This is a genomic window from Cyclobacterium qasimii M12-11B (assembly GCF_000427295.1).
In the GTDB taxonomy this organism is placed as follows: Bacteria; Bacteroidota; Bacteroidia; order Cytophagales; family Cyclobacteriaceae; genus Cyclobacterium; species Cyclobacterium qasimii.
On sequence record NZ_ATNM01000097.1, the window covers coordinates 60,987 to 80,419 of the forward strand.

The 19,433-nt window shown below is 36.7% G+C and carries 20 protein-coding genes; 13 read left to right on the plus strand and 7 right to left on the minus strand.

Annotated elements, in window-relative coordinates:
• Positions 1-117: 117 nt before the first annotated feature.
• Positions 118-999, minus strand: a complete 882-nt coding sequence (gene sucD, locus ADICYQ_RS10375; protein WP_020892294.1) for a succinate--CoA ligase subunit alpha — start codon at positions 997-999, stop codon at positions 118-120.
• A 559-nt stretch (positions 1,000-1,558) separates the two neighbouring features.
• On the opposite strand from sucD, the gene ADICYQ_RS10380 reads away from it, so the two are divergent.
• The 7 genes from ADICYQ_RS10380 to ADICYQ_RS10415 all read left to right on the plus strand — a co-directional run bounded on the left by ADICYQ_RS10380 (position 1,559) and on the right by ADICYQ_RS10415 (position 7,094).
• The gene (locus ADICYQ_RS10380; protein WP_020892296.1) at positions 1,559-1,819 is read left to right on the plus strand and encodes a hypothetical protein; all 261 of its coding nucleotides are present in this window, start codon (positions 1,559-1,561) and stop codon (positions 1,817-1,819) included.
• A 2-nt stretch (positions 1,820-1,821) separates the two neighbouring features.
• On the plus strand, positions 1,822-2,919 hold the full coding sequence (locus ADICYQ_RS10385) for a PAS domain-containing sensor histidine kinase (RefSeq protein WP_262485367.1): 1,098 nt from the start codon (positions 1,822-1,824) through the stop codon (positions 2,917-2,919).
• 37 nt (positions 2,920-2,956) lie between these two features.
• Positions 2,957-4,135 (plus strand): hybrid sensor histidine kinase/response regulator, encoded by a 1,179-nt coding sequence (locus tag ADICYQ_RS10390; RefSeq protein ID WP_020892298.1) that lies wholly within the window; start codon positions 2,957-2,959, stop codon positions 4,133-4,135.
• 6 nt (positions 4,136-4,141) lie between these two features.
• Positions 4,142-4,780, plus strand: a complete 639-nt coding sequence (locus ADICYQ_RS10395; protein ID WP_020892299.1) for an ABC transporter ATP-binding protein — start codon at positions 4,142-4,144, stop codon at positions 4,778-4,780.
• Positions 4,777-5,997, plus strand: coding sequence for an ABC transporter permease (locus ADICYQ_RS10400; protein ID WP_020892300.1), 1,221 nt, complete (start codon positions 4,777-4,779; stop codon positions 5,995-5,997). The genes ADICYQ_RS10395 and ADICYQ_RS10400 overlap by 4 nt, the downstream gene beginning before the upstream one ends.
• 12 nt (positions 5,998-6,009) lie before the next feature.
• Positions 6,010-6,435: a hypothetical protein gene (locus ADICYQ_RS10405; RefSeq protein ID WP_020892301.1), complete on the plus strand. Its 426-nt coding sequence runs from the start codon at positions 6,010-6,012 to the stop codon at positions 6,433-6,435.
• A 239-nt stretch (positions 6,436-6,674) separates the two neighbouring features.
• Positions 6,675-7,094 carry a hypothetical protein gene (locus tag ADICYQ_RS10415; RefSeq protein WP_020892302.1) on the plus strand — a complete coding sequence of 140 codons (420 nt, stop codon included), beginning with the start codon at positions 6,675-6,677 and terminating at the stop codon, positions 7,092-7,094.
• A 6-nt stretch (positions 7,095-7,100) separates the two neighbouring features.
• On the opposite strand, the gene ADICYQ_RS10420 is transcribed toward ADICYQ_RS10415, so the two are convergent.
• The 3 genes from ADICYQ_RS10420 to ADICYQ_RS10430 are packed head-to-tail and all read right to left on the minus strand — an operon-like array spanning position 7,101 to position 8,756.
• Positions 7,101-7,535 (minus strand): c-type cytochrome, encoded by a 435-nt coding sequence (locus ADICYQ_RS10420; RefSeq protein ID WP_040415643.1) that lies wholly within the window; start codon positions 7,533-7,535, stop codon positions 7,101-7,103.
• The gene (locus ADICYQ_RS10425; RefSeq protein WP_020892304.1) at positions 7,516-8,184 is read right to left on the minus strand and encodes an SCO family protein; all 669 of its coding nucleotides are present in this window, start codon (positions 8,182-8,184) and stop codon (positions 7,516-7,518) included. The genes ADICYQ_RS10420 and ADICYQ_RS10425 overlap by 20 nt, the downstream gene beginning before the upstream one ends.
• A gap of 35 nt (positions 8,185-8,219) precedes the next feature.
• Positions 8,220-8,756: a CopD family protein gene (locus ADICYQ_RS10430; protein WP_020892305.1), complete on the minus strand. Its 537-nt coding sequence runs from the start codon at positions 8,754-8,756 to the stop codon at positions 8,220-8,222.
• 49 nt (positions 8,757-8,805) lie between these two features.
• Here ADICYQ_RS10430 and ADICYQ_RS10435 point away from each other — a divergent pair, with 49 nt between their 5' ends.
• Positions 8,806-9,216: a hypothetical protein gene (locus ADICYQ_RS10435; protein WP_020892306.1), complete on the plus strand. Its 411-nt coding sequence runs from the start codon at positions 8,806-8,808 to the stop codon at positions 9,214-9,216.
• Between the two features lie 37 nt (positions 9,217-9,253).
• Here ADICYQ_RS10435 and dnaA read toward each other — a convergent pair whose 3' ends face one another.
• Positions 9,254-10,678, minus strand: a complete 1,425-nt coding sequence (gene dnaA, locus ADICYQ_RS10440) for a chromosomal replication initiator protein DnaA (protein ID WP_020892307.1) — start codon at positions 10,676-10,678, stop codon at positions 9,254-9,256.
• A gap of 461 nt (positions 10,679-11,139) precedes the next feature.
• Here dnaA and ADICYQ_RS28490 point away from each other — a divergent pair, with 461 nt between their 5' ends.
• The 4 genes from ADICYQ_RS28490 (at position 11,140) to ADICYQ_RS10455 (ending at position 14,540) form a co-directional block, all read left to right on the plus strand.
• Positions 11,140-11,604 carry a hypothetical protein gene (locus ADICYQ_RS28490; protein WP_020892308.1) on the plus strand — a complete coding sequence of 155 codons (465 nt, stop codon included), beginning with the start codon at positions 11,140-11,142 and terminating at the stop codon, positions 11,602-11,604.
• A complete protein-coding gene (locus ADICYQ_RS10445) occupies positions 11,556-13,013 on the plus strand; it encodes a TIGR00341 family protein (RefSeq protein ID WP_235114568.1) in 1,458 nt (485 codons plus the stop codon). The genes ADICYQ_RS28490 and ADICYQ_RS10445 overlap by 49 nt, the downstream gene beginning before the upstream one ends.
• Before the next feature lie 397 nt (positions 13,014-13,410).
• A complete protein-coding gene (locus ADICYQ_RS10450) occupies positions 13,411-13,848 on the plus strand; it encodes an OsmC family protein (protein ID WP_020892311.1) in 438 nt (145 codons plus the stop codon).
• 155 nt (positions 13,849-14,003) lie between these two features.
• Positions 14,004-14,540, plus strand: a complete 537-nt coding sequence (locus ADICYQ_RS10455; protein WP_235114570.1) for a CPBP family intramembrane glutamic endopeptidase — start codon at positions 14,004-14,006, stop codon at positions 14,538-14,540.
• 60 nt (positions 14,541-14,600) lie between these two features.
• Here ADICYQ_RS10455 and ADICYQ_RS10460 read toward each other — a convergent pair whose 3' ends face one another.
• Together ADICYQ_RS10460 and ADICYQ_RS10465 are read right to left on the minus strand one after the other, a co-directional pair.
• Complete coding sequence (locus ADICYQ_RS10460) at positions 14,601-16,502, minus strand: beta-N-acetylhexosaminidase (protein ID WP_020892313.1); 1,902 nt, start codon at positions 16,500-16,502, stop codon at positions 14,601-14,603.
• Between the two features lie 177 nt (positions 16,503-16,679).
• A complete protein-coding gene (locus tag ADICYQ_RS10465; RefSeq protein ID WP_051160169.1) occupies positions 16,680-17,597 on the minus strand; it encodes a hypothetical protein in 918 nt (305 codons plus the stop codon).
• A 598-nt stretch (positions 17,598-18,195) separates the two neighbouring features.
• Here ADICYQ_RS10465 and ADICYQ_RS10470 point away from each other — a divergent pair.
• Positions 18,196-19,433, plus strand: a 1,238-nt coding sequence (locus tag ADICYQ_RS10470) for an SLC13 family permease (RefSeq protein WP_040415645.1), incomplete at its 3' end; no start/stop codon positions are given.

Here is a 19,433-nt window from a genome sequence, read left to right on the forward strand (position 1 = left end):
CATGATGCTACTACAACTTGCTGATGGAATCCTATGTAATAGGCAAAAAAAATAAGGAGATCAATTGATCTCCTTATAAAAATACTGCTTCAAACGTGAAGTGTTTGGAATGCTAAATTAAGCATCAACACCCAATGCTTTAGCCATTACCTCTCCAATTTCGGCTGGAGATTCAGCTACAAAAATGCCATTTTCTTTCATGATACGCATTTTTGCAATGGCTGTATCATCTTTGCCACCAATAATTGCTCCTGCATGTCCCATTCTTCTACCTGGAGGTGCTGTCTGTCCTGCGATAAAACCTACCACAGGTTTTTTGTTTCCATTTTCTTTAATCCACTGGGCAGCTTCTGCTTCATAATTACCACCAATCTCACCGATCATCACTATGGCATCAGTTTCAGGATCTTCCATTAACAACTGAACTGCTTCTTTTGTAGATGTTCCGATTATAGGATCACCACCAATACCAATAGCAGTTGATACACCTAATCCAGCTTTTGTAATTTGGTCAGCTGCTTCATAGGTAAGGGTACCTGATTTTGAAACGATACCAACTCGACCTTGTTTAAATACAAAGCCAGGCATAATGCCAACTTTCGCCTCGCCAGGAGTAATTACGCCAGGGCAGTTAGGTCCAACCAAAATTGCTCCTTTTTTCTTAACATACGGCTTGGCTTTCATCATATCCTTTACAGGAATTCCTTCCGTAATCGCGATGATCACTTTGATACCCGCATCCGCAGCTTCCATAATTGCATCTGCAGCAAAAGCTGGGGGAACAAAGATTATAGTAGTATCTGCTCCCTTAGATTTAACTGCATCTTCAACCGTATTAAATACTGGCTTGCCTAAATGAGTACTACCACCTTTTCCAGGAGTAACGCCTCCTACAACATTGGTACCATATTCTATCATCTGCTGGGCGTGAAAAGAACCTTCAGTTCCTGTGAACCCTTGTACAATTACTTTGGAATTTTTATTTACCAATACGCTCATAAGTCTACTTTTAATTAATTTGCTACAAAAATAGAAGATAAAGAGTGATCACAAAAAGAAATGGCAAACAATATCAATTAAATTTATACTATGGATAACTTTTTATATTTTTATGGGAGATAACTTCTCCAATGAGATAAGTTTTTCTAGACTGTTTTTGCGTTTATTTGCTTTTTTTTAAACGAGGCGAAATTGTGATATTAAAACAGAAATAAGGGGGGCAAGTAGTTTAACCAACCAAATATTACCTCTTTTTAATGTTGGATTGGGATTTATTTGGGTAGATTTAAAAATTAGAAATCTAAAAAGTGGTGATAAGATCCTTTTAGGTTTTCAAAACAGCATTTATAGTTTTTCGGCAGGTAAAAGATTAGCTAACTTCCTCTGTCCTTTGGTTAGATTTGAAATAATCGAGATACCGAAAGCAAGTAACTAACTTGAATGGAAAGGATCGAGACCTAAATAATTGTACGTTAAACTTTTAAAGTTATTGATTTTGTTAACCTACAAGCTTTTTATAAAATTTAAGTAAATCGTTCCTCACAAAGGAAGGGAAATTATGGAAAGTTCCAGAAATAAAAAGGCTTATTCGAAAAAGCTGCCTTCAGACAAAAAGCAATTGGCCTTGATGGCAGCATTGGCTGTTTATCCTGAATCAGGGACCGATCCACTTATGGTTGAAATTCCAATTTACAATCAATTTTGGTTTGTGCTTATAGTGGTCATCTTTCTGTTAGCTATAATTTGTGGTATTTGTGTTTTCGTTCGTCAAACAAGAGATAGAGGAATTCTAAGAAGCACCCTTCAAAAGAAAACATAGAAATTGCCCAAAGGGAAGACCGCTTCAAGTTTGTTTGGAACAATTCCCAAGATGGGTTGTTGCTTTCTGTTTTAGGAGGGAAAGTGTTGGCCGCTAATCCAGCTTTTTGCTCAATGGGAAATGTAAGTGAAAAACTGCTGCAAGAAAATGGTTTGCAGTATTTATTTCCAAATTCCGACACTTTTGAAACCATAAGAAAGGAGATTGCTGAGAAGATGAAACTTAACGATGACATTAAGGTCGTCAGAGAAATTGTGATGCCACTAAGTTCCGGTGATAAAGAGATTGAAGTTTCAATTTCAAAGATGAAGGAAAGTTTCGAAGGTAAAGTTATGTTTCTGAATGTTTTTCGAGATATTTCAAAGAAAAAAGCTTACGAAAAAGGCTTGAAAATTGCCAAGGAAAAGGCGGAGGAAGTGAGTCATATGAAAAGTAATATTATCTCCAATATGAGTCATGAAATTCGGACGCCATTAAATGGGATACTTGGGAGTACTGAATACATTATTCAAACCAGATCTGAGGATAAGGAACTTTTAGAGCACTTGAATATTATAAAAGAAAGTGGTGAACGGCTGCTTCATACCATTACTAATTTCCTGGACCTGTCTTCTTTAGAGTCAGATGAGCTAAATATTGTTTTAGAAAATACCAATGTCAATGATTTTATTTCAAAAATATTGATAAATCATAAATCCATAGGGATAAAAAAAGGTATCTTAGTCACTTCAAAATTTTTAACAAAACCGTTTGAAGCAGCTATAGAACGGAAATACCTTCAAATTATTGTCAATAATATAGTAGGGAATTCAGTTAAATATTCGGAAACAGGGTTGATCCAGGTCGTTGTGGAGAAAATTGAAGACCAATTGGTCATAAAAGTACATGATCAAGGTATAGGTATTAGTAAAGATTACTTAGATAAGTTGTTTTTCCCATTTGAACAAGAGAGTAAAGGCTTTAGCCGTAAATTTGAAGGTTCAGGCTTGGGCTTGGCTATTACCAAGCATTTAATTGAAAAATTAAATGGGCAAATACAAGTGGAAAGTGAAAAAGGAAATGGTACTTTAGTAAGAATTTCATTACCACTTTATAAATAGACTATTTTAGGGCACGTTATTATTTAATTTTGTAAGTATGTTTTCTCTTAAAATATTAATAACCGAAGACGATACCGTTTCGGCACTTTTATTAAAAAAAGCTCTTGAAAAGAACCACCACCAAATCATTGGAATGGCTGATTCTGGTGAGATGGCATTGGAAATCCTTGAAAAAAACCATGCAGACATCGTCATGATGGACATCAACCTTTCTGGGAAGTTGGATGGTATTAAGACAACTGAAATTATCAATGAAAAATATAATATTCCTGTAGTTTACCTAACTGCCAGTTCTGATAGCGAAACCCTACAAAAGGTTGCCGTTACCAATCCAAGTGCCTATGTCATTAAACCATTTAATATAAGAGAATTAAATATGGTTATTGAATTGGCCATATTTAAAGATAAAAAGGAGAAAGAATTACAAAGTTTAAACAACGAGTTAGAGGAAAAGGTCAAAAAAAGGACCGCAGACCTCAACGAAGCCAATAAAGAACTTCAAAAAGCACTTGAAAAGGAAAGAGAGCTAAGTGAATTAAAATCAAGAATTGTGCAAAATGTATCTCATGGTTTTAAAACGCCTTTGACTTCCATACTTAGTTCCGCACAGTTACTCAAATTGTATGCTGAAAAAGAGCATCCTTTTAAAGCCAAATTGGTCAAGCATGCCAATAAAATTGAAAATTCTGTACGAAACCTTAATAGTTTACTGACCAGCGTCCTGTTTTTCGGAAAAGCCGATGCAGATAAGATGAATTATAAGCCGGTAAGGATTTATACCTCCGCATTTCTTAATGAGGTGGTGGATATGGTGAAGGCAGGAATAGACAATGACGTTAAGATCAATGTGGAGTTTGAAAAACTTCCTAAAATGATCACCTCTGATATGGATTTGTTATACCAAATCCTAGAAAACTTATTGTCCAATGCAGTAAAGTATTCCAAAGATGGCGGTTCGGTTTACTTCAAAGTTAAACATGAAAATGACACGCTTTTCTTACACATCAAAGATGAAGGAATTGGCATAAATTTAGCCGAACAGTCTCAGCTTTTTGATCGGTTTTTTAGGGCCAAGAATGTAGGGTTAAGAGAAGGTTCTGGTTTAGGCTTGTCTATCGTCAAAAAGTGTATAGAGGTCATCGGCGGGAAAATTAACTTTAAAAGTAGGGTCAATAAAGGCACAGAATTTACTTTGGAGATCCCAGCAAAAAAATAACTGTGAATGATTACAGTCAAAGGTATCCAGTTTTCATATGGAAATCAGCCTAAAATTAATATCCCTGACATTGAATTAAATGGTGGAGATGAACTATTGGTTTTAGGAAAATCAGGATCGGGGAAAACTACTTTTTTAAATATCTTAGGAGGCTTGCTTGCTCCACATCAGGGTGAGATTTTGATTGATGGTGTTTCTCTTTACAAGTTGAAAGGGCATGAATTAGATAAATTTAGAGGAAGCCATATTGGGATAATATTTCAAAAGCCTCATCTTCTTGGACCATTAACGGTGGCTGAAAATATAGCTTTACCTTATTTTTTTGCCAAAAAGCCATCGGATAATAAGGTTTTATATTATTTAAAAGAGTTGGGAATTCATGGCAAGCAGCATGCCCGCATTCAAACTTTGAGTGAGGGTGAGGCTCAAAGAGTTTCTATCGCCAGGGCCTTGGTAAATGAACCTAAAATTATTTTGGCTGACGAACCTACGTCAAGTTTGGACGATGAAAATGCAGGTTTAGTGGTAAACCTACTTAAAAATCAAGCGAGAAAACTTCAGGCAGCCTTGATAATTGTTACTCATGACCAGCGAATTAAAAACCACATTGACCGCAGTATAACCTTCAATCCAAGCGGCTTATGAGTATTTTTAAGTTGAGTTGGAAATACTTGATGGCTAAACCATTGAGTACCGGTTTAAATATTCTTCTTCTTGCCCTGGGCTTATCGATAATAACAGTTTTACTGTTAATAGAGGATCAGTTCGAAAACAAAATGAGCAGAGATGCTGCAGGAATTGACCTTGTCATTGGCGCCAAAGGGAGTCCTTTGCAACTGGTGCTCTCCTCGGTTTACCACATAGATTTCCCCACTGGCAATATCCCTTTAGATGAAGCCAGCGCAGTTTCCAGAAACCGTCTCATAAAAAGTGCCATTCCAATGGGACTTGGAGATAATTATGAAGGGTTCAGAATTGTAGGTTCCAATCATGAGTACCTTGAGCTTTACAATGTGAATTTTAGTTCTGGAAAAGCCTGGGCCAAACCTTTTGAGGTAGTTTTGGGAAGTAAGGTGGCAAAGGAGAAAGGTTTTAAAGTTGGGGATACCTTTATTGGTTCCCACGGTATAGCTTCTGCCAGTCATGAGCATGATGAACACCCTTATGTAATAGTAGGGGTTTTGGCTCCGGCTAACAATGTAATTGACGAACTCATACTTACTAGTATTGAGTCGATTTGGTATTCACATGACGATGCTTACGACCATGAGAAATTGGAACAGGAAGTAGCAATAAAAGGATTCCCTAAAACAGATGAACCAAGAGAAATAACTACTGTTCTGGTTGCTTACCGGAATCCAATAGCGGCAGTACAACTTCCCCGAATGGTTAATGCTAGAAGTTCGTTGCAAGCTGCCTCTCCAAGTTTTGAAATTGCGAGACTTTATGAATTGCTTGGTATTGGAATATCCTTGATTCAGGGACTGGCCTTGGTCATCATTTTTATTGCTGGATTAGGAATATTTATTGCTTTATTCAATTCTCTTAAGGAAAGAAAATACGACTTGGCTGTTATGCGCGCCATAGGAGCTGCTAAAAGCCAACTGTTTTTAATGATACTTTTAGAGGGGGTAATGCTCACCTTTATTGGAGCGGTTTTAGGTTTGTTTCTTGGACACCTTTTTATTTATTTATTGGTTGTAATAAACGAACAAGGTGTGATTTCAGGACTTACCGCTTTTGCATTTGTGGAAAAAGAGTGGTGGATAATAGCATATTCCTTGTTAGTAGGGCTGCTTGCTTCCATTATTCCGGCATGGAATGCTTACCGCACAGATATTGCTGGTCAACTAACCAGGTAAAATTAATAGCGTATGAGACATTTAGTTTTAGTAATAGGACTCATTTCATTTTCGGCCATTGGTCAACAGGAAAATGTTTGGAAAAACCTTTCCTTTGTCACTTATGAAATCGGAGAAGATGATTTTGGGGAATTGTATGTGCCGATTTTTGGCGAGAAAACCCTTGAAATGGAAGGAAAAGAGATTACAGCTGATGGTTATATTATTCCTTTTGAAGGAATGTTTAAACCTGAGCACATTATACTTTCTTCCCTTCCTCTAGCCGAATGTTTTTTCTGTGGTTCTGGAGGGCCAGAAACAGTTATGGAAGTGATGCTAAAAGAACCCGTTAAGTACACCTCTAAAAAGGTAAAAGTTAGGGGTAAATTAGTGTTGAATTCGAAAGATCCAGAAAAATTGATGTATATCCTCAAAGAAGCTGAGCTAATCAATCCCTAAAAGGGTGATCAAATTTAGGACTTCAAATTTGATGCCTTGGACTCTTTGAATCATTGTAGAAGGATGGGGTGTATTAGGCGCCTTTAACTTTACAGTTAATTTTGTACAGGCTATTAAGGTCTTGAATAGGCAAGCGGTTAAAATTACAGTTTTAAATTTTTTTGTCCCATTATTTTTATAACATTTGATTTTATTTGCCAAAAGGCAAAAATAGATAACGATAATTTCCTTTATAAGCCATGAAAAAGATATCATTTGTTTTGTTGATTTTACTTAGTGTTTCAATTTTTTCTTGTGGAAATAAGAAAAGTCAAAATGAATTATTGCAAGAACAGGTAATTCTGGTTCATGATGAAGTAATGCCAAAGATAGGTAGCTTGAAATCTCATCAAGAAAAGTTAAATGAAAAAGCTGAAAGCCTCGAGAAATCAGAAGAATCAGGGGAGTCCCAAAAACAAATAGCGGATTTGAGAGCTGCTGCAGAGAATTGTGGAAATGCCTATGACGAAATGTTTGTTTGGATGCGTCAATATGAGATTGACCTTGAAGAAATGTCAGATGAAGAGGCTGAAATTTACTTGAAGGATCAGCTCACTAAGGTTGAAAAAGTGAAAGCTTTAATTCTTCAGGCTTTAGAAAAAAGCGAGGCTTTGTTGTAAAGATAGTTATTGATTAAGGGCTTCGTTTACTTTCTCGGGAGTAATAAGCCCATAATCATTTCCCCAAATATTGTAAATATAGGTACCTATTTGAGCGATTTCTATTGGCGTTAAATTATTATTTCCAGGCATTGGTTGATTGTATTCTACATTATTTACAGTAATACTGCCATTTAGCCCTTTTCTGATAATGTAGAGGGTTCTATTTACGTCATTCATCATATAATCTGCTTGCCTTAGGGGAGGGATGAGCCTATTTAAACCGGTCCCATCTTCCTGGTGGCAATTGCTACAATGCTGTAAATAAAGTTGTTGACCTTGAATAGCATATTGCCTGGTTTTTAGGTCATCTATTCCATTAATACCCTCTTGATCGTTAGTATCCGCACTACTACAGCTAGTGAAAATAATCAATAATAAGCTACCTATTGCTGATTTCATTATTTTTTCCGAGTAATTTGGGGATATCTTTTATAAGTAAGTTTACCTGAGTTTCTTTCGTTCCATCATAAACTCCTCTTATCCTTCCTTCTTGATCAATTAGTACAAAAGCGCCAGAATGCAAGAAACCGCCAGGTTCGTTTTTGTCATCCATGGCTGTGGTAAGGTAACTTGTCTGGCCAATTTCAAATATCTTCTCCTGATCACCAGTTAAAAAATTCCAGGTACTTGCATCCTCAATGCCAAGTCTAAGCGAATAATCCTTTAAAAGCGTTTGAGTATCATATTCTGGATCTATGGTATGACTCATAATCATGAAATCAGGATTGTCTTTATAAGCCTCAAAGACCCTTAACATTTGTTTTTTCATTATTGGACAAATGGTAGGACAGCTGGTAAAAAAGAAATCAGCTACATAGACCTTACCTTTTACATCGGCATTGGTCACTTGCTTTCCCTCCTGATTTGTGAAACTAAAATCGGCTATGGTGTGGTAAACCGTATCTGTTGTCGGCTTATTATCAACGATTACCTCTTCTACATGACGATTTCCCAAGATGGGTAAAGCGTCATTGTTTGATTTCGATTGGCAGGAATTTAGAAATAAAACGCCTAAAATGAGTAGATTTAAATAAAGGGATCGAAGCATTATTTTTTAATTAATATGACGTTGAAAAGCACCGTTTAGTTCCTTTCCCGTACTTTTTTATACCATTTGGTTGCTAGCATTAAGGTAATGCCCAGCAAGACCAAACCAGTGATTCCCCAAAGCATATTTATTAAGCTTTTGAGCACGATTAAAAAGACAATGGCAAATAATAACAGTGTTGCTATTTCATTCCAAAGTCTAAGTTTTGAGCTGTTCCAGACGGCAACCCCATTTTGTAAGGACTTAAAAATGTAATGACATCGAAAATGATAAAGGTAAAGCAACAAAACAAAAGCAAGCTTGGCATGCATAAATGGCATAGACAAATAGCCTGGATTGTAATACAATACCCATGATCCAAAGATAAGTGTTAACACAGCAGATGGCCAGGTAATAATGTACCAAAGCCTACTGGCCATTAAATCCAATTGAGGTTTCAATATGTTTTTTTCATTTTCAGGCCGGTCCAAAGCTTCTGTTTGGTAGATAAAGAGCCTGACGATATAGAATAATCCAGCGAACCAGGTGACAATGAAAATTATATGTAAGGCTTTAATGTATTCGAATGCCATTCTTGCTATTTTTGGCTAAATTAATGGATTCTGATCGTTATTGAGACATATGAAATCAAAAAATATAATATATCTACTTACTTTCATTGTTGGTGCGCTTATTCTAATCATAATTTACCAGAGTTTAAGTCAACCAGGGGTAAAAGACCTGGAAGGGAATTACAAGGAATTGGCTGTATACAGGAATGAAAACAATACAGGGCCTGTGATTAGAATTTTCGCGGTGTTTACGGAAAGTAAAAATTGGGAAGAAATGCGTACCTACGGGGAATATATGCCGCATACAAAATATGGAAATACCAAGGTTTACTTTTTTGACCAGCCTATTGATGATTTTGATTTATCTCCTAACTCCCCTCACTTTAAAGAGATTTATCAAGAATCATGCATTGGTAGTTATGAGAAAACTGCGATGGGTCAAACAAGTTTTAAAAAATACCCCTTCGATGAATCCCATTGAAATTTCCTGATAAGGCAGACTCAATGAGAATCGTCAATTAATAAGACCTGATTTTGAATTGTTTTTTCTGCTCAAGTACTGCATTTCTAAAAGAGACTTCGGTTTCCATTAAGTCATTAACTGCCTGAACGGCGTGAATTACTGTACTATGGTCCCTTCCGCCGAAATGGTACCCTATAGATTTGAGTGAGTGGTTGGTGAATTCCTTGCTAAAGTACATTGCGACTTGTCTGGCAATTACGATTTCCTTTTTCCGCGTCTTAGCTTTAAGGTTTTCTAACTTAATGCCGTAATACTCAGCACATGATTTTTGGATAAACTCTATGCTAACCTCAGTTTCAATGTCCTTAACGATGTTTTTCATTATCGTTTTGGCCAATTCAAGACTGATTTCTACCCTGCTTAGTGAGGCATGGGCGATTAAAGAAATCATTACTCCTTCGAGCTCCCTAACATTTGTATCTACCGTATAAGCCAGGTATTCAATGACATTGTCAGGGATATCTATACCTTCGGATTGCATTTTTTTTCTGATAATCGCTATTCTTGTCTCGAAATCAGGCATTTGCAAGTCTGCTGTCAATCCCCATTTAAAACGAGACAATAGACGATCTTCTAAGCCCATCAAATCCTTTGGTGCACAATCAGAGGTCATGATGATTTGCTTTTTGTTTTGGTGAAGGTGGTTGAAAATGTGGAAAAACATTTCCTGAGTTCTCCCTTTACCTGCCAAAAACTGTATGTCATCAATAATCAACACGTCTACTTGCATGTAGAAGTTAGTGAAGGACTTAATATTGCCATCTTTAATGCCATCCATAAACTGGTTGACAAATTTCTCGGAAGAAACATAGAGAACAAACTTCTCTTCCGGGCCATTTTTGATTTCATTGCCTATGGCCTGTACAAGGTGTGTTTTACCTAAACCTACACCACCATAAACCATCAATGGATTAAAAGAGGTAATGCCAGGTTTATTGGCAACTGCAAACCCTGCGGATCGGGCCAGACGATTACAATCGCCTTCAATAAATGAACCGAAAGTATAATTTGAATTTAGATTGGATTGTAAGGTGGTTTGCTCATCCAAACTGGAAAGATCAAAGGGACTGTGGGCAGATGCCAGGTTTTCCTTTTTCTTAGCAGCAGCGGAGCTATTAACCCCCTGTGGGTAGCTCACCATGTAGGGTTGGTTTTGAGAGTTACCTTTGTCTACTACTACCGCATATTCTAATTTTCCATTGGCCCCTAAAATAGTTTTTATGGCTAATTTTAAAACTTCGACATAATTGTCTTCTAACCATTCGTAGAAAAACTGGCTTGGCACTTGTATGGTAAGTACAGAACCATCAATTCGTGCAGGAATTATTGGTTTGAACCAAGTCGAAAAACTCTGTTCATTGACGTGTTTTTCGACCACCCGCAAACATTCAGTCCATATAGCATTTGCCTCTGAATTCATTGAATTTCTTTTAACGAAAGTTGAAAAATCGTGAATACTCCTTTATTAGGGGGTAACAAAACTGAGGAAAATTATCTTAAATAAAAAATGTCATTTTACTTGATTTTTTTACTTTATGGGTACATTGTCAGATCAGGCAGTTTTTGATCTTTTTTATTTGAAAAATTAAAAACTTCCTTGTTTAACAATAAACTAATTTATAACTATTGAGCAATTAAAAGAGCTGTTTTTAACCTTTCTTTAAACGACTCAGGTTTGGTTCTCTATCTTTACCCTAAACTGTATTTATAGCATTAAAAATAGGGATAACCATTAACCATATTTATTTAGGTGAGAAACCTCATTTAACTGGTAGCGGCATTTAAAAGTGGAAAAACTTGAAAACTATTTTAGGACCTGTTTAAGTTAGCATTTTTGATACTGGGCATGAATTTGATGAAGTTAATACTAATTGGTAATTGATGAAAAGCAGAATACTTATTTACGATAGCAAGGAAGAAGATCAGGTTCAAAAATCAATTGTACCAGCATTTGGAGCTAATCTAAAATCTATTTTCCCGTTTTCTAACCTTATAAATGAGGAAATACAGGAAGGTGATCAGGTAATAACGTTCCTTTCTGATGAACAATTAAAGTCTTTTCTTATTGTAGCCTTAGATAGAGGTTTTGAGTTGGCGCTTTTACCACACCCTAAAATGATTCATGGAATTAAGGGTTTTGGAATTAAATCTGACCTTGAAGAAAATATTGATTATATATTACTTGATGAGAAGGTGGCAAAAGTGGATGTGCTGGAAGCGAATGGAGTACCCGTTTTTAATACAATTCTAATCGGTGAATCATTGAGCTTAATGAGCGGCTCGGTAGCGCGATTTGGTTGGCAAAGATTCTGGCAACGATTAAGTTATTTTTTCAAACTTTTTTAAATACCAGGTTAAACAGTTTCAAAATTAAAGCGGGTAATCAGGAAGAAATTAATACGGCAGCTATAGGCTTAATCATAGTGCATCACGCACAGAGTAGCCTTCTAAGTAAGAGAATTTTAGAGCACGCTGTCATAAATGATGGAAAACTGCATGCTTTTATTTTAGCGCCTAAAAGTATCAGTGGTTTATTCTGGTTTGTGCTTAGCAGCCTGTTTAGAAAAAAAGGCAATACCACATTACCCCCTTTTGCTGCCCATATTAAAACTTCCTCAATAACAATAACTGGAGATAAGGCGATAGATTATTCCCAGGATGGAATTTTGTTGTCCACTGATCAATTGCAGGTCGATGTTTGTAAAGGAGGCTTAAATATGGTGCCTGGACAAAAACTAGACATGGAAAACAAAGGAGGCAGCGATGATGTTTTTAAAATTGAAGCCCTGCCTCGAGGAGACGTCAGAGAGGAATTGTTGAAAAGAAAACTTCCGCTCATCAACCATGCAACAACTGAGGAATTCAAAGATTTATTTTCAAATTTAAGGTCCAGTTCCGTCACTTCCAGTGTGTATCTTGTGTTGATGTTTTTGGCAACCCTGATTGCTACTTTGGGGCTTTTTGGTAACTCAGCACCTGTGATAATAGGGGCAATGATCTTAGCGCCACTAATGGCTCCAATCATTTCGCTTTCCATGGGAGTATTGAGACAGGATCGAACCTTGATCTTAAATAGTTCAAAGACCATAGGTTGGGGTGTGTTACTTGGGTATATATGTGCCATTTTTATCACCTGGCTTACACCATTAAACATCGCCAATGATGAGATTTTAGCGAGGGTAAGGCCTAATTTATTGGATTTAGGAATTGCTGTTGGGTCTGGGATAGCTGGTGCTTATGCCAGTGCAAAATCAGAAATATCAAAAACATTGGCAGGAGTAGCCATTGCCGTAGCTTTGGTGCCTCCTTTGGCGGTGTCAGGAATAGGTTTAGGTTGGATGGATTGGGATATTTTTCAGGGAGCTTTTCTTTTGTTTTTAACCAACCTTGCAGGCATGGTAATGGCCGCTGCAATGACCTTTTTATTTCTAGGGTTTAGTCCTTTTAGACTCGCCAGACGTGGGATTTTGTATTCATTGATCGTCGTTGGTTTGGTTAGTCTCCCATTGTTTTTCGGTTTTATGGACATGGTAAGGGAGAACAATATTATATCCAAACTAAACGGATACACTAATAATGGGGTGATTTTGAGAGATATTTCAGTTAGAAATATCAATCCGATTAGGCTCACTGTGAAAATTGTGGCAGATGGAGCGCTCGATAAGGGGCAATTGGATATTATAAAGGAAGATATTGAAAGTTTGTTAGGTGAGGAGGTCGAGTTGGAGGTAACGGTGGCCCTTAAAGTCTATTGATTAAGATATCTTCAGCAACCTAGAAGAAACTTAACTGGACTTGCAACCACTATGTTAGGGTAGTAGTATGTTTTGCCGCTACTTCATAATTGTATTATTCTGAAATATTGAATATTAAAAGCAGGTATTTAGCTGATTTTATAAAAATGAAGATGAGATAACGCCTGTTTTGATTGAAGTAAAGTACAGGCATGAATAGGGTTTGTATCATTAACCTACTCTTTGTCTTTAAAATACATTGATAATTCCTTGTTTGTGCTTAGGCATTCTTTTTGCTTGATTAGGTCCAATTGAACTGAAGTCCATGGGACAAAAGGTTTAGTATTTTTGGTAGATAATTAATACCTTGATTAATGAAATTTTAGAACAAACTATAAACCAATCAATACCTAAAAAGATGAAAAGAAAAGCAACAGCAATTTGGAAAGGTACCGGAATAGATGGCAGTGGAACCCTGTCGTCACCAAGTGGATTTTTTGACAAGTCACCCTATAGTTTCAAGACTAGGTTTGAGAATGAGGATGGAACAAAGGGGACTAATCCAGAAGAAATGATTGCAGCCGCTCATGCCGGTTGTTTCAATATGGCGTTAAGTTTTCAGATCGCTGGAGCAGATTTGGAAGCGGAAGAATTAAATACTACCGCTACTGTCACCATTGAAAAAGGTGATGCAGGTTTTGCCATCACTGGGATCGTCTTGAACTTGACAGGTAAAGTCCCTGGTATGGATGAGAAGAAGTTTACAGAATTGGCCAATGCCGCTAAGGAAGGCTGTCCGATAAGTCAAGCATTGAGTTCAGTTCCTATTTCATTGAATATTACATTTAATGCTTAATTCCTGAGGCAGTAAGCTATAATTTGAAAAGTACCAAAGATATTTCTTTGGTACTTTTCTTTTTTTTAATCCTGAATTGAAGGGTGTGGCGCTGTTTGATAAAGTGGTATTAAATTTTCGGGTTAAAATATAGACTTAGTTATATGAATATAAAAATGTCAATACTGGGGTGGGCCACTCTTCTGGGCTTTGGCTTGGCAGGCCTTTCCTTGGTGTATTTTTTTCAACAAACCAGCCTGATAGATTTATTTGAGGGGCATTGGTCAATACCTAACCAACTGTTTGCTGGGTTATTGTCTGGAATTGTAGGGGCTTTTATTTCCTTAAAGATCATCAATGCGCCTTTCTTTAGAAAGGAGAAGCAAAAATACAATGCCCTAATCAATACCTGGCCTTGGACAATAAAAGGGATTATTTTTATTTCCATTTGTGCTGGAGTAGGAGAGGAGCTTTTGTTTAGAGCTGGAATCCAACCTTTCCTTGGTCTTTGGGTAACAGCTATTCTTTTTGTGTTAATTCATGGGTACCTCAACCCCTGGAATTGGAGGATAAGTGTATATGGGACGGTGATGATTCTGTTTATAGCATTATTGGGTTATCTCTTTGAGAGAGCAGGGATTCTTTCAGCAATGGTTGCCCATGCCGTTTTTGATGCGGTTTTACTTTACTGGATAGCCATAAAGAAATTCTAAATGTTCTGCTATCTCTATTCCTATAAACCCCATAAAAAATCCATTTAATTTCTAATGCTTTTATTCTACGGTTAGGCTAAATTCATTACTGCTTCTGCCACCCGGTGTGATGGTAACATAGCGAAGGGTGAGTGGTCCTTGGTCTTTTCCCACAATAGGGGCTAAAACAGGACCATTATAATGTGTTGCTGTTTGATCTGCTTTGTGTCCGTCAAAAGTATAAAAGACACTGGCATTGTCAACCATTGGATGAATTTCTACTAAGTATCTACCACTAGTTTCATCTGTTCTAATGGCTACAATTGCCTCTGGTATCCTAAAAAAAACATTGTTTTCTTCAAGACTTAAAAGCCTTTTAGGTAATCTTTCAAGGCTAAAGGAATTGAAATCCTTGTTTTCCCTCTTTGTCCAGGCAACCTCAGCCAAAGCAAACGCTCTTGGGAATAAAAAATATTCCAATTTGTTATTGGTGGGAATGTATTCAGTCCATAAATTGGCCTGAACGCCTAATACATGTTTTGATTCTTCATTCGTAAGTTCACCTGGAATAGGGTAATAACTGTAAACTTTTTCTAAGTTCAAGAAGCCTCCTATAGCCAAAGGTTCTGTTGTTTTGTCAGCCCCCTGGCTATGATCAAAATACATGTGACTATTGGGGGTCATGATAACATCGTGCCCCATTTTAGCAGCTTGAATACCACCTTTTTCTCCTCTCCAACTCATAACTGTTGCGTTTGGGGCAAGTCCTCCTTCGAGAATTTCATCCCATCCGATCAGTTTTCTATTGTTTTTATTTAGAAACAATTCGATTTGATGTATGAAATGACTTTGTAGCTCGTGCTCATCGGCGAGGTTTTCTTTTTTGATCACATTTTGAGCAATCTCTGATGTTTTCCAATGGTCTTTCGGTACTTCATCTCCGCCAATGTGTAGGTATTCACTTGGGAAGATTTCCATAATTTCCGTAAGTACATCCTCCAGAAAAGTAAATGCTTGAGGGGTGGGGCCAAAAATGTTATAATGAACGCCCCAATAACCAGGTACATTCTGGTTGATATCATTGTCATATGCTTTACCATCCTCATTTACTGCTGCTATACTCCCTGTTCCTATCCCTTCGTAAACATCGAAACTTCCTAATTCCGGATAGGCAGCCAATATAGCAGAACTATGCCCTGGTAGTTCTATTTCAGGAATTACGGTGATTTTCCTGTCAGCAGCATATTTCACTATTTCTTTTGCTTCTTCCTGGGTATAATATCCTCCATGGGCTTTGCCATCATAAATAAATGGTTTGAAATCATAATATTGGCCAATAATGGTAGAATCTCTCCACGAACTTACCTGCGTGAGTTTGGGATATTTTTTGATTTCTATACGCCATCCCTGATCGTCTGTTAGGTGCCAATGAAGCGTGTTTAATTTTAACTGCCCCATCAAGTCAATTATTTTTTTGATTTGATCTGTGCTAGAGAAATGTCTCGAGACGTCCAGCATTATACCCCTGTATCCGAACGCAGGTGTATCGACTATTTTTAATTGTGGGACAGTAACTTGACCTCCATTTATTTCAATTAATTGAAAAAGTGATTGGAGCCCGTAGAAAATTCCTTTGGTAGAACCTTTTATGATGACTTGTTTGCTATCGATTTGCATTGAATAACCTTCGGCATTTTCAGGATCTTGAATCTCCTCGAGTACTATAGCAGCCTCATTTTGGGCGTTGGCTATTATTATAGGCAAGCGAAAACCGGCTTTAGCTTGTAGCAGGTCATTGAAAATTGTTGCTGATTTTCTGGTATCATCACTCCAAGCTGCGATATTTGATCCCTTCTTTAATACAAGGTGGCCATCACCCATTTCAATGGATTCAGGTTTAGGAACGATACTGAGGTTTTGTGCTTTTAGATTTATAGAAAAAAGAAGACACAAAAAGCAGGCAAGGATTAAGGATCTATTCATCAGGAAATATTTTTATCGACATTCTTTACTTACACTAAAGTAAGGAAAGTTAGATGAAAAAATACATTAACTCACATGTATTAGTGAAAATATTCACATAATTAATCAGAATTCCTCAGATATAGGATTTTAACAATCAAAAACCCGATTAGTTACCTTTGATATAAAAAGGATCAATTAAAATAAATTGGGGTTTTCAGGGGCAACTTCGATTTTTACTGAATGGATGTCGTGGTTTCCAAAGACTTGAACTGCAGTAAAATTAGTGATGGTTTTACCGGTTTTATCCATTAAAGGTTTGGTCATCATAAAGTGGTGGTGGTCTCCATATAAAAGCAGAACAGGTTGGTCAAAATCTTGCACTTGTTCCCTAAGCAAGGAGACGAAGCTGGCATGTCCATTCTTTTCATCTTTGTTGTTATAGTTTAATCCAGCATGTAAAACGAGAACCAGGCCTATGCTTTTGTTTTTCTTTGCCGTTTTAAAAAGGGATTCTAACCAAAAATTATTGGCCAATTCTCTTTCATAAAATTCATCATTTAGGGCATCCTCGCCACTTTGAAAGTTATTGTTAGAACCTATAACATGTAAGGTGCCAAATGTTACACCAGATTTTTGCAAGGTGGAATTTTCAGGGAATTTCTCAAACCCTTCAACTTTATTTTGCCTTGAGAGTTCAATGGGCTGATGTCCTTGGCTAAAGTTATTGGAGAAAAACAATTGCCTTAATTTATCCAACCTTTCTTCAGGATCATAGCTTCCGCACGACTCCCTGTCGCAATCTGTCCATTCATTGTCTCCTGGCGTATAGATCAAGGCCTCATCGAAGGTGTCGAAGTATTCTTTTATTTTACCGTAGTATTCATCAGAGCAAGGAACACTTCCTGATTTAATGTCACCTACGTGAATTGTGAAAGCAGGCTTAGCCTCATTAATTTGAGTGATCATCCGATCAAATCTTTCAAAGTCTTCCGGTAAATGGTAAGGAACATCTCCTATTGCCATAAAACTAAAAGAAGTTTTTTCCTCGGTTGAACAGGAGGATAAAATTACACTTGTTACTATAGTAAAAAGAAATAATACAGATGTTTTCATGTGCCTAAGATAACAATTTGGGAGGTATCTTTTAAAAATTATTACTTGAAAGGTGAAGGTTTTCATTTGGAAGAAGGTTGATTTTGAACTTCCCTTTTCTTTGGATTAAGCTTTCATTTCTAATAATCAGCTTGTTTTGAAAAAAATTTTAGCTTAATAATATTTCGTTTCCAGGGGTATTTTCATTTTGAGGAAATTGAAATCTTGCAATTATTTAATTACAATTCTTGCCTTTCCCAAAGTAAAACCATAGTTTCCCTATCAATTTGCAAGACTATTACGTTTTTCGTGATTTTTGATCAAGCTTATTCCTGCCTCAAAGTAGGATTTATAATCATCTGAAAATTTTGAATTAACTATTTGCACGACTACTTTTATATTTTTATCACCCTTTATGTGAATCATTTATTATATGTTAGATGATCCTTTAGATGTTGATTGCCGAAAATACATTTTCACTACCTTTGATAAATTTAAAATGTTTACAACACTTAATTGCCTCAAAATTATAGTATCGTTGAGGATTATAATTTTTGAAATTTCCCTATAAATTAAGTGGCCTGTAAGGCGAAGATATGACCAACAAATTTAAATTTTAATGCTCTCATCAGGTCTGATAACCATATCGATTGTAATCATTCTGGTAATTGTGCTGTACAAGGACCTCTTAAGGCCTTCGTTTGCCTTTTTGGGAGCGGTCTTTATACTGTTGGTTTTGCAGATTATCACCCCTGAGGAATTTTTAATGGGACTGGCCAATAAACAGATCATTGTTATTTTTCTGTTAATAGGTTTGACTTCAGGTATTCAACAAAATATAGGAACTGGATTTTTCTTCAAAATCTTCAGTCAAAAACTAAAGCCAGGCACATTTAGAATTCGACTTATGTTGTTGGTTAGTAGCCTCTCAGCTATTTTGAACAATACACCAGTGGTGGCATTCATGATACCTTATGTAAAGGAATGGACCAAAACGAATAAATTTCCGGCCTCAAAATTCTTGATCCCCCTTTCCTATTCGACGATTTTAGGAGGGATGATCACTGTGGTAGGGACTTCTACGAATCTGGTGTTGAACGGCTTAATTAGCCAGTTTGGTTACCCCATGTTAGGGTTCGAGGATTTCCTTTATTTGGGTGTTTTGGTGGCCACCATTGGCATGATCTATTTGAGTATTGCTTCTAATTATTTACTGCCATCAAGGGAAGAAAATAAAAGTGAAGTTATCGATCACTTGAATGAATATTTGGTGGAGACCTATTTGCCCATGGATTCTAAAATGCATGATAAAACGGTTAAGGAGGCTGGGTTAAGGCAACTTAAAGAGATTTTCCTTGCCGAAATTAGAAGGGGGAAAAAAGAGATTTCTCCTGTAGGTCCAAATGAGATTTTACAAAAGGGCGATAAACTTTTTTTTGCGGGAAACTCAGAAGCTATTTTAAAATTAATTCAAGAGGAAAACGGCTTAAGTCTACCTGAAGATGGGCATGTATCTAATTATGGATTCTTTCAGTTGACTGAGGCAGTAGTGCCTACGTCCTCCTCCTTGATAGGATTAAAAGTAAAAGACAGTGATTTTAGGAATAAATACCAAGGTTCCATTATATCAATTCACCGCAACGGTACGCAACTGAAAGGTAATATTGGTGAGACTAAGGTGCATGCAGGAGATCTTTTCCTTATGTTGACAGGTAAAGACCACAATAGAAATGATTATTATAAGGATTTAATTATTGTAACGCTGAGAGGGGAGATAAGTACTGATAGAGGAAACTTGAAAAGATTGCCTTCATTATTGGCATTGGCGGTGTTATTTACTGGAATTATAGGATGGAT